At 33.0% G+C, this 11,248-nt stretch carries 10 protein-coding genes and 2 pseudogenes; 1 reads left to right on the top strand and 11 read right to left on the bottom strand.

Annotated features, from left to right (window positions below):
* Positions 1 to 69: 69 nt before the first annotated feature.
* Positions 70 to 597: an ExbD/TolR family protein gene (locus tag ACPWTF_RS25600; protein WP_427873846.1), complete on the bottom strand. Its 528-nt coding sequence runs from the start codon at positions 595 to 597 to the stop codon at positions 70 to 72.
* A 213-nt stretch (positions 598 to 810) separates the two neighbouring features.
* On the opposite strand from ACPWTF_RS25600, the pseudogene ACPWTF_RS25595 reads away from it, so the two are divergent.
* Positions 811 to 1,366: pseudogene (locus tag ACPWTF_RS25595) on the top strand (fasciclin domain-containing protein).
* A gap of 83 nt (positions 1,367 to 1,449) precedes the next feature.
* Here the strand turns inward: ACPWTF_RS25595 and ACPWTF_RS25590 are convergent.
* The 10 genes and pseudogenes from ACPWTF_RS25590 to ACPWTF_RS25545 all read right to left on the bottom strand — a co-directional run bounded on the left by ACPWTF_RS25590 (position 1,450) and on the right by ACPWTF_RS25545 (position 11,156).
* On the bottom strand, positions 1,450 to 2,295 hold the full coding sequence (locus ACPWTF_RS25590) for an EamA family transporter (RefSeq protein WP_427873845.1): 846 nt from the start codon (positions 2,293 to 2,295) through the stop codon (positions 1,450 to 1,452).
* Positions 2,296 to 2,354: 59 nt separating this feature from the next.
* On the bottom strand, positions 2,355 to 2,498 hold the full coding sequence (locus tag ACPWTF_RS25585; protein WP_095931140.1) for an SsrA-binding protein: 144 nt from the start codon (positions 2,496 to 2,498) through the stop codon (positions 2,355 to 2,357).
* An 81-nt stretch (positions 2,499 to 2,579) separates the two neighbouring features.
* A complete protein-coding gene (locus ACPWTF_RS25580) occupies positions 2,580 to 4,013 on the bottom strand; it encodes a serine hydrolase (RefSeq protein WP_427873844.1) in 1,434 nt (477 codons plus the stop codon).
* A gap of 41 nt (positions 4,014 to 4,054) precedes the next feature.
* The gene (locus ACPWTF_RS25575) at positions 4,055 to 5,494 is read right to left on the bottom strand and encodes a serine hydrolase (RefSeq protein ID WP_427873843.1); all 1,440 of its coding nucleotides are present in this window, start codon (positions 5,492 to 5,494) and stop codon (positions 4,055 to 4,057) included.
* Positions 5,495 to 5,499: 5 nt separating this feature from the next.
* Positions 5,500 to 5,979, bottom strand: a complete 480-nt coding sequence (locus tag ACPWTF_RS25570) for a hypothetical protein (RefSeq protein WP_427873842.1) — start codon at positions 5,977 to 5,979, stop codon at positions 5,500 to 5,502.
* A gap of 3 nt (positions 5,980 to 5,982) precedes the next feature.
* Positions 5,983 to 7,368, bottom strand: coding sequence for a M56 family metallopeptidase (locus ACPWTF_RS25565; protein WP_427873841.1), 1,386 nt, complete (start codon positions 7,366 to 7,368; stop codon positions 5,983 to 5,985).
* An 11-nt stretch (positions 7,369 to 7,379) separates the two neighbouring features.
* On the bottom strand, positions 7,380 to 7,748 hold the full coding sequence (locus tag ACPWTF_RS25560) for a BlaI/MecI/CopY family transcriptional regulator (protein WP_095931144.1): 369 nt from the start codon (positions 7,746 to 7,748) through the stop codon (positions 7,380 to 7,382).
* Positions 7,749 to 7,777: 29 nt separating this feature from the next.
* Positions 7,778 to 9,394 (bottom strand): M56 family metallopeptidase, encoded by a 1,617-nt coding sequence (locus tag ACPWTF_RS25555; RefSeq protein WP_427873840.1) that lies wholly within the window; start codon positions 9,392 to 9,394, stop codon positions 7,778 to 7,780.
* Between the two features lie 7 nt (positions 9,395 to 9,401).
* Entirely contained in the window at positions 9,402 to 9,770 is a 369-nt protein-coding gene (locus ACPWTF_RS25550; protein ID WP_427873839.1) for a BlaI/MecI/CopY family transcriptional regulator, read from the bottom strand.
* A 169-nt stretch (positions 9,771 to 9,939) separates the two neighbouring features.
* Positions 9,940 to 11,156, bottom strand: a pseudogene (locus tag ACPWTF_RS25545) (MDR family MFS transporter).
* Positions 11,157 to 11,248 lie beyond the last annotated feature (92 nt).

Here is an 11,248-nt window from a genome sequence, read left to right as displayed (position 1 = left end):
TAAGTTTCAGGTTAATTTCTTTTGTCAGTTCGAGCGGAGTCGAGAACACTCTTATGAAAATGATTTCTGTTATTTTGAAGCTATTAATTTTGTTTCTTCGGCAGTAAACTCAGGTATAATTGCATAAGAATCGATATTAGCAATTTGCATTTCATCCAAAATATCAACCAAATTCTTAAAGTTAGATTTTTTGGTTGGTTTTATAACTACTGTAATTCCTCGTCCAGGTTTTCCTAAAGCAGCTGAATATTCGAGCATGCTTTTATTTCTTTTTAGTAATTCTTGGCGAATTCCGTCTTTACCATATTTAATTTCTTTTGGAGAAATTATTGGGGAATTTAAAATTCCCATGTAGTATATCATTTTATTGTTTTCACCTAACATTATGGTTATTGATCTATTTTCGCCATAATGGCGTGGTGGGCAATCGCAACATTCTCTATCTTGGCCGTTATCATATTCCATAGCTTTAGGTTTCGACAATTCCCCAACAACCATAAAAAATATAATCAGTAAAAAAGAGACGCTAACCATTGCAGTTAAATCTACTCTCGAACTTAACTTTTTGCTTCGTACTTTCTGTGGTAAATTTTTCATAAAGAATAGTTTTGATTTTAAATTTAATAATAAAAAGAAAACAAAAATCATGTATTTTTAAAATTTTTAGAATAAAATTTAAAATCTACTAAAGCCTTGTTTTGCTAGTACTTAGAAAGATATAGTTTTCTTTTTCGAAACTAATTTGTTTTAATTTAAAACCAAAACATTTTTTCCTGCGTAAATGAGCTTATAACTTAAAATCATTTAAACATGAAAACTAGAAAATTTTTAGCTCTTGCAGTTTTAGCTTTAGGATTTGCATTTACATCAAATGCACAAAAATCAGTAATGGTTGGTGGAGCAGCGATGTATCCGAATAAAAATATTATCGAAAATGCAGTTAATTCAAAAGATCACACCACATTAGTAGCAGCAGTAAAGGCAGCCGATTTAGTTGAAACATTAAAAGGGGCAGCGTCCGTTTACTGTTTTTGCTCCAACTAATGCCGCTTTTGATAAATTGCCAAAAGGAACTGTAGAGACGTTATTGAAACCAGAGAATAAAAAAATGCTTCAAAATATCCTGACTTATCATGTAGCATCGGGAAAATGGAGTTCTGCTGATATTGCAAAAGCAATAAAAGACGGAAAAGGAAAAGCAACGATTAAAACAGTAAGCGGTGGAACCCTTACGGCATGGATGAAAGGCAAAGACCTATATATTACTGACGAAAATGGCAGTAAAGCCAAAGTAACCATTGCAGATGTTAATCAGTCAAATGGTGTAATTCATGTAATAGATGCTGTTTTGCTTCCAAAAAAATAATTAGCTTCAAATTCCAAAAAAGAAATTCCAAATTCCAATTTAAGCTTGGAATTTGGAATTTTTATTTTGAGATTTTTCTAGTATTATTTTTTAGCGGTCAAAGTACTTCCTGCAGAAGCAATTATAACGCAAACTACAGCTAGAATTTCGTAGAAGTTTAAATTTTCTTGAAGAAATATAAAAGCGCAAATAGAAGCTGCTGCTGGTTCTAGACTCATTAATATACTAAAAGTGCGGGGTGGAAGTTTTCCTAAAGCCTTCATTTCTAAAGTAAACGGAATTGCACTAGACAAAAGCGCAAGAGCAACACCCATTCCGAATAATTTTGGAGTAAGATTGTTTAATCCGCTTTCTAGAAAACCAAAAGGCAAGACTAAAATGGCCGCAAACAACATTCCGGTTGTAACGGCATCTCCATCGTTCATTATTTTCGAAATTTTACCTCCTAAAACAATATAAGCACTCCAGAATGCTCCAGCGAGAAGTGCGCATATAATTCCGATAGGATCTAAGCGATCGTTTGTCCATGGTGCAATTAATAAAATACCAATTGCTGCCAGCATTACCCAACAATAATCAACCAACCGTTTTGAACCTGCTATAGCGAGTATTAAAGGACCAACAAACTCTAAAGTTACGGCTAGGCCAATTGGAATTTTTTCTATTGCGAGGTAAAAAATTAAATTCATGGCCACCAAAGACAGACCATACGGAATTACAATTTTCCATTGTTGAGGAGTTATCGCTTTTAGATTTGGTCTATAAGCGAGTAATAAAATTAACGCCGAAATACCAATACGCATAGATGCCGTACCAGCTGCGCCGATTGTAGGAAATAGTGTTTTGGCAATTGCAGCCCCACATTGAACACTAATAATAGCTAATAATACTGCTGGAACAGGAGGAAGGCTGAATTCTCGGTTTTTCATAAAAAATAGGACAGAATTATAAAAAATAATTGCTGTCGGATAATAAAATGTATTCTAAATTAATTGTCCAATGCTCTTTTTGTAACATAGGCGCGGTAACCAATAATAGCCATTTGCCATTTCGTAGCCTTAGAAATATCTAGACCCTTTTTGGTAAAGCTTGGCAAAAGTAGTTTATTTAGTTTAGCTAATAATTTATACATAGTAGATTTGTTTGTTCAAAGATATAAAAAAAGACTTTGTGTTTGAAGCAAAGTCTTTTGGGTAGTAAAATGTAAAAGTATTTAAATTTTGAGAATCAGATTTTCGTCGCCATCGGTTTCGCGATTTATGGCATTTTTGGGAGCTTCCATCCAGCCCGTTTTATTGATGACAAATTTGAAAAGATGTGTTTTATTTTTTTCAAATTTTGATTTTGGGACCGATAATTCAAATGTATTTTTACTTTTCTGAATCATTTGAAAATTCTGATCATTCGGATTCCATTGGTCAAAAGAACCCGCTATAGAAACACTTTTAACCAAATTTGGATCTAAATTCTTATCATGTTCATAAACAAATACAACATTATCGTTGACGATCTTGTAACCGTAAATACCAGATTGCTTTTTGTTTTCGCTCAATAAATCATTAGAGAGTCTTGTAATGGCTTCACCAAGTGCATTGCCAGTATTTTCATCACTTATATTTACGATGATTGAAATTCCTAATTGGCGTTCTGGATAAACAACCAGCATGTTTTGAGTTCCAAAAGCACCACCGTGTTTCCAGCAGTTTTTTCCATTTTCATCTACTTGAATATAATCCCAGAAATAACCGTTCCAAGTTGTTGGGCTATTTAACAGATTTCGTTGCGATTCCTGAACAATTTTATTTTTTGTATTAAGCTCATAAGCAATAAATTTAGTCAAATCACCTAAAGTAGATTTTAGCATTCCAGCGGCGCCCCAAAGGTTGTCTGAAATGTTAGGCATTAGAACGCCTTTTAGATTATAGCCGTTTGCAATAACAGTATTTGGACTTAAATTTATACCGCTTGATTGCATGTCAAGTTTTGAAAAAATATTTTCTTTCAAAAGCATTTCATAGCTTTTCCCATAAACGTTTTCTAAAATATGAGCCGTAAGATTAAGACTTCCGTTGCTGTATTTGAATTTAGTACCTGGTAAAGTGTCTAATTTTATAGTTTTAAGATCTTCAAAAAACTTCTCACGACTATACGTTTCATCCATTTTTTTAAAAGCCAAATAACTACTGTCGTTTCTGTTTTTTCTTAATTCGGCAGTATCTGGAAGATCTTTATCAAAACCAGTTCTAAAAGAAACCAAATCTTTAATAGTGATTGGAGTTCCGTTATATTCTAAGTTTGGATAAGAGCCCGTAATATATTTTCTAATATCATCGTCTGGATTCAATTTTCCTTCCAAAACTGCTTGAGCAGTCAGTAAACCTGTAAATAGTTTGGTTATAGAGGCAACTTCAAAAACAGTGTTGTTGTTCGCAACGTTTTCTTTTCCCTTATCAATTTCACCGTAATGTCTCGTATAGGTTTTTCCATTCTTAACCACTCCAATTGAAATAGAATTAGCTTTTGACTTTCCTATTAAAAGCGAAGCTGTTTTGTCCATTGCAGTAAAAATACTTTTTTCAGCGGTATTCTTCTGCGCTAGAATTGAAAAGCTAAAACATAAAAACAGGAGTATAATGAGCTTTTTCATTTTCGTAAATATGTTTTTTATTTATTAAAGAGAAGTATAGATTACTTCGCTAACATTGTGTTGATTTTCTCCAGCATTTCTTTTGCATTATTGTTGTCTGGAGAAAGAGATAATGCTTTTTGATAGTTTTCTTTCGAAAGTGCCAATTGATTATTTCTAAAATAGCCATCAGCCAAACTATCAAATGCATTTCCAGATTTTGGATTCTCTTTTGCATTAAGTTCTAAAACTTTTATTCCGTCATGCAATCTTCCGTGATCCATTAATGTATAGCCAATAACATTCAGTCGATATTCAAAGTCCCAATCTGGATGATTCTTTTTTATGGCTAAATAATTCTGTTGCGCCTTTGTAAAATCTAATTTTAAAAAATTCTGATTGATTTTTTCTCCAGCTAGTAAAAATTCATCTGTAAGTGTTTTATCTACAATCGAAGCCACATGATTAATTACTTGACTTTGTACATATAAGCCCGAATATTTATGCCCATTGGATAAAAAGATTATCGTTAAATCACGATCCGTAAATTTTCTAAAAGCAGTTTCATTGCCACCAGTAAAGCCGCATGAAAGGACATTATTAACCGGTACAATTTCCCATCCGAAAGCAAAACGATCTGTGGTGTTGGCAAACGGAAACGGTTTCCACATATTGCTTTTGGTTTCCTTTTGAAGATAAACGCCTTTATCGAGGTTTTCATTCCATAGAATAAAATTCGGCAAAGAAATATTTAAGCCGTTTGCAGAATGAGCGTCGGTTCCAAAGTTTGAGGTGCTTTTAACGTACTTTTTTGTTTGATCATCATAGTTGTATCTAGAAGCACTATTGGGTACCGTTTCGCCAAAATTGGATGAAAAATAAACACCTGATTTTACAGAAGGAAACTGATTTTGTAAAATATATTCTTCAAAAGTCAAACCCGTAATTCTTTCGATAATTTTAGCCAGAAACAAATAATTAGTTTGATTGTAACGATATTGATTTCCTGTTTTAAAATCCATTGTTTTTTGAGACAGTAAAGCTATTTTTTCGTCAAGTGGCGCCGTTATTGGAATTTCTTGAAACCTAACAACATCAGGAAGCCCGGAAGAATGAGAAAGCAAATTTTTAATTTTTACTTCTTGCCATTCTTTTGGAGTGTTTTCTAAATATTTTGAAATAGGGTCTTCGAGTGATAATTTTCCTTGTTCAATAAGTTGAAATATCCCAACATTGGTAATTAATTTGGTAGTCGAAAAAATTTTAAAAGCAGTGTTTTTATCCACTGCTTTATCGTCTTCTATAGAAGCTTTTCCAAAATATTTTTCATAAACAATTTTACCATCTTTTATTACTGCCAATGCCACACCGGGAATTTCATTAATTGCTATTACTTCTTTTATATAATTGTCAATTTTTTGTTCTGTTGATTTGTCAGCGTTTTTTTGACCAAAAGATAAATTAAGAACGAATAGTAAAGAGACAGTAAGTAAGGCTCTCATCAGGATTAAGCTTTTTTATTCTGCTTTTCCATTTCTTTCATCTCTTTTTCACGCTGCTTCATGTCTTTTTCATGCTGTTTCATGTTTTTTTCATGTTGCTTCATATCTTTAGCATGTTGTTTCATATCAAGCTCATACTGTTTCATGTCTTGCTCGTATTGTTTCATGCTATTTTCATAGTCTTTAGAATCGTCTCCGAATTTGAAGTTAAAGTCGTAGTTGAACTTTTCCATGTTTGCGCTGAATTTTTCCATAGCAATTTCATATTTCGCCATTTCTTTTTCATAAACTTCTGCTCTTTGCGACATGATAGCTTCAACTTGCTTTTCGTATTCTTTCATTTGAGGCTCAAACGCTTCCATCTGTTTTCCAAATGCTTCCATGTCTTTTTCAAATTTAGCCATTGCTACTTTATCTTTTGGATTTTTTGGAGCAACAGGAGGTTTTGGCATTTTTGACATATCAATTGCTGGAACAGGAGGCATTGGTCATGAAGGAAATGCTGGCGGAGTAGGAGGTGTAGGAGCTGCAACATCAGATTCTCCATTGCCAAAAGTGCGAACAATAACTTTGTTGTTTTTGATAATCATTGGTGTTTTGAAATTTCCATCGGTATTAATTACAATAGCTTTTGATCCATTTTCGTTTGTTCCAATTGCCAATTCGCAGTCTTTAATAGCTTCGTCTCCGTCAATTCTGATCATTTGTTTTTTACCAGAATCCGATTTTACTTTGATTTGAATCCCAGTCAATTCTTCTTTTGTATTTCTTTTTACATCCGAAATTTCGACATCCAAATTATGATTTGCCTTTAATTGGCCTGGCAATTCATTTAATTCCTTATCAGTCGTGTTTTTAGTAATTTTGATTGTTTGCTCTGTATTCTTAACTGTGTCTCTTTGGATTGTTGCAACTTCAGCTTGTTTCTTTTCTTGTGCAATGGTTCTTATTTGAAATAAAAGAACAAACGCACCAAGAGCAGGTATTACTGCCGAATACTTCCAGTAATTTCTTTTGTTTGATTGATTTTTGTTTAACATGACAATTCGTTTTTTGATTAATGATTGATAAAAATGATTGGTGATTGCAACACAAGTTTCGTGTGTTGTGATTTTTAAAAGTGTGTATTGATACGCTTTTTTGTCGGCAATTTTTTTAGAAGCTTCACTATCTGCAATGAATTCAAGATTTTGAAGAATAGCTTTCTTATAAAGCCAGATAATTGGGTTGAACCAAAATAGAATGCAAAAGATTCTAGAAATCAAAACATCAATGGTATGCTTTTGATCGCTGTGCACTTTTTCGTGCTCCAAAATACTTTCCAATTCCGACGAAGTATATAGTGATGAGTTATATACTATGTAATCGAAATAAGAGAAAGGAGCTATATTTTCATTAACATCGATAAATTTAAAATCTTCCTGCTGTTCAATCTTTTTTCCTTTTAAAACAGAATTCAGACTGTAAAAATCAAGCGCAAATTTGATCATGAAGCCTAAGAAGCCAATTGCGTAAACGACAGCTGCAACCAAAGTCCAATTGATTTCAAAATTTTCTTCTTCAATAACAGAAACAGTTGTAGGCTTATGCTGAGTGTCATAAACAGCAACTTCATGATTTGAAGTTGGAATATTCGATACATCCGTTGTTGTAGTTGTAATTATTGGATCTGGCGCTGGCACTGGAGGCGCTTCAACCCAAATCACTTTCGTATAAACTACAAAAGGCAATACCACAGAAGTGATTAATCCCGCCATTAAAAACCAGCGGCTACTGTTAAAAAAAGTTTCTTTGCGAAGTAAAAAGATGTAAGCAAAATAAAACATTGCTAATAACCCGCTTGATTTTAAGATAAAAATGAAAAGTGCTTCCATAACTATTTTGATTACTTACCTGCTTTTGGATTTTCGATCATGTCTAATATTTCTCGCAATTCGTCGGCCGAGATTTTTTCTTCTTTAGCAAAAAAAGAAACCATGCTTTTGTATGAGCTATTAAAATAATTGTCAATTGCAGTGCTCATGAACCCTTTTCTATAGTCTTCGATGCTTACAGCTGGATAATATTGATGTGTATTTCCAAAAGCATTATGTGCAACATATCCCTTTTCTTCCAGATTGCGAACAATGGTAGACAAAGTATTATAATGTGGCTGATCTTCTAAAATCTCTGCTTGAATTTCTTTTACAAAAGCTTTTTTCAGCTTCCATAAAATATGCATGATTTCTTCTTCTTTATTGGTCAGTTTTTGCATTTCTCAGTGATTTAAAAGATTAAAACTTTTTATTTTTTGGTTTTAATTTCGACAATACCATGCTCGCCTTTTTCACCAAATAAAGCTACAGCATCTAAGCTTTTAAAAACTCTTACCGATTTAATCGTGCTAGGAGGAAGGCTGTTCATATCAAAATCAGCAGGCATATCTTTTCCATCTAAAATGACAAGCGGAAAACCTGTTTTTACATTCGTTTTTACACCATTTGAAACAGCAACAGATGTTCCTTCATCAGAAGAAGTCGTAATAACCGTATTATTGTCTTTATCAATAATTACAGTAGTGCTAGAATTTGCACTACTATTACTGTTAGTTTTTGTACTAGTATTAGAATTAGTGTTAACATTGGTTTCTGTATTAGTAGTTAAATTTTTGCTTACTGCTGTTTTAGAAGTCTTGTTTGTTTTGTCGTTGGCACTTACTTTTTTGCTGGCAGCGGTTTTTTCACTATAAGTCTCAATTCCAGCTTTTACAGTGCCGTTTTTGTTTGTTGTAACAAGAATTCCAAAATCTTTAATGGCTTCATCTCCAGTTTGTAGAGATTGCGATTTTTGCGTACCATTAATTATATCGACTCTAAGAGATGTTAATAGATTTTCGGAGTTTCTTTTGATATCAGAAAACTCTACATCGATATTATAAGTTGATTTTAAATCTTTTTTAATCTCTTTAAATTCGGCATCTGTCGTTTTTTTTGTGATTTTGAAGACATTGACAGATTTAATTTCGTTCGAAACTATTTTCACATTTTCCTGCCTTTCTTTTGCAACTACATCTACTTGAAATAAAAGTACAAAAGCGGCTAGAGCAGGAATTACCGTGTAATACTTCCAGGTATTACTCTTTTTTGATTGATTTTTGTTTAACATGACGATTCGTTTTTTGATTAATGATTGATAAAAATGATTGGTGATTGCAACACAATTTTCGTGTGTTGTTATTTTTAAAAGCGTGTATTGATATGCTTTTTTGTCCGAAAGTTTTTTAGAAGCTTCACTATCAGCAATAAATTCCAAATTTTGAGTGATTGCCTTTTTATAAAGCCATACGATCGGATTGAACCAGAAAATGATGCTGAAGATTCTCGAAATCAATACATCAAAAGTATGATTTTGATCGCTGTGCACTTTTTCATGTTCTAAAATGCTTTCTAATTCTGATGCTGTGTAAAGTGATGAGTTGTACACGATATATTCAAAATAGGAGAAAGGCGCGATGTTCTCGTTAATGTCTACGAATTTGAAATCGGCTTGTTGTTTGATTTTTTTTCCTTTTATAATAGCATTCAAACTATAAAAATCAATTGCCAGTTTTAAAAGAAAAACTAAAAGACCAATCCCATATAAGCCAAGAATAATATAATTCCAATTAAATTCTGCCGATTCGCTGTCTGAGTTATTTATTAATGTTGTTTGGATGTTGGTATCGAAATTAGGAGCGGCATCAATCCATATTACTTTTGTGTAAGTCAATAATGGTAAAATTACTGAGACTATCAAGCCAGATAAAAGAAACCATCTGTTACTGTTGAAAAATGTTTCTTTGCGTAGTAAAAAATAGTATGCACAATAAAACATTAGCATTAAGCTGCTTGATTTGGCGAGGTAAATGAAAACTGCTTCCATAAACTGATTATTTTTTTTCGTTTTTATTTTCGATCATTGATAAAATCTCACGCAATTCATCTGCTGAAATTTTTTCTTCTTTAGCAAAAAAGGAAACCATACTTTTATAAGAACTGTTAAAGTAATTATCGATTGCGGTTTTCATAAATCCTTTTCTGTAATCTTCAATTGCTACAATAGGAAAGTATTGATGTGTATTTCCAAAAGCATTGTGATCAACATATCCTTTTTCCTCCAGATTACGTACAATTGTAGATAATGTGTTGTAATGTGGCTGATCTTCTGTTATTTCGGCTTGGATTTCTTTTACAAAAGCTTTTTTCAGCTTCCATAAAATCATCATAATTTCTTCTTCTTTGTTTGTTAACTTCTGCATCTTCTCTAATTTTAATTCAAACCTACAACTATTTTTTTAGTTACGCAACTATAAAAATAGTTATTTAACTAAAAATTAAGTTTGCTTTCAGTTTTGAACGCAGAAATGCTATTCAAATTTAATGGTAATAAATTGAATGATAAGGTTTTAAAAAGTTAAAAGTTTTTTTTTACGAAATCTTCTCGTTGGTCAAAGCATTCTTAATCCAAATGCAGCAGCCGGTTGCAACAACTCCGATACAGGCCATAAAAAGCCAGTTAATTTGATAGCCGAATCGGGTAATAATTTCAAATCCAAGCTTAGAACTAATAATATGGGCAAGGCTAAAACTCATTGTGTAAAGTGCCATGTATCGGCCTTCTTGTCCGCGAGGTGCTCGGCTTAAAGCAAATGCGTTAGAAAAAGGGAAAGTAAGCACTTCTCCAATCGAAATGCAAACCATGCTCACAACCAAAATTCCGGCCCAGAAATTAACTAGAAGTAAAAAGAAACTGCTCGCCATAACAAACGATCCAACGATGATAATTCTAATCTTTGGAAAAGCTTTTCGCTCTAAAAATCCAACTGTTGGCATTTCTAGAGTAAAGATTAAAAGCCCATTTAAAGTCATCAATAAACCAGTTTGGAATTCGCTTAAGCCAAATTTTTCATTATGATATAAAGGTAAAGTAGTAAATAACTGGAAGAAAATCATTGCTGTAATAAAACTTACAAACAAGAAAACCCAGAAAATTTTATCGTGAAAAACCGATTTTACATCGGTAGCACTTTCTGTTTTATCATCATGCGTTACTTTTTTCTTTTCCTTTACCAATAGAGCAAAAATTGAAATCGAAATAATACAAGAAGCTCCGTCAACCCAAAACAAACCTGAATATCCCATTCCCATAATAATCAAACCTCCAAGCGCTGGTCCGGCTGCAAAACCAAGATTTACCGCAAGGCGCACAAGCGTAAGGGCACGAGTACGATTTTCGGGTTTGGCATAAGCCCCCAGAGACACAAACATAGCAGGACGAAACATATCTGCAATCGTCATAAGAACAAACATGGCGGCACAAAGGCCTAGAAAGTGGTAATATATTGAACAAAAAATAGCGAAACACCACTAGTGAATAAACTAAAAATCATGATTTTATAGAACCCGATCTTATCCGATAATTTACCGCCAAGCCAAGAACCCAACATAGATCCAAAACCAAAAGCCACCATAATCCATCCGACTTGGTTATAGGTAAAATGAAGATCTTCTTTTAAATATTTAGATAAAAAAGGAAGAACCATTGTTCCAGCGCGGTTAATAAAAGTGATGATAGCGAGAATCCAAACTTCTCTGGTAAAACCTCGAAAGTTGTTAATGTAGTGAGTTAAGGCAGTTTTTAGCATTTTGTTTGATAAATTATCGTCACAAAGTTAGGAAACTTTGTCTCGTTAAGTGGTTGGTGTTTTGTTACTTTTGAACTATTTTTGCAGAAAAT

It is taken from the genome of Flavobacterium sp. MMS24-S5, from assembly GCF_050320125.1.
In the GTDB taxonomy this organism is placed as follows: Bacteria; Bacteroidota; Bacteroidia; order Flavobacteriales; family Flavobacteriaceae; genus Flavobacterium; species Flavobacterium tyrosinilyticum.
Note: the sequence above shows the minus strand (reverse complement) of the source record. Positions and strands in the feature narration are given on the sequence as shown.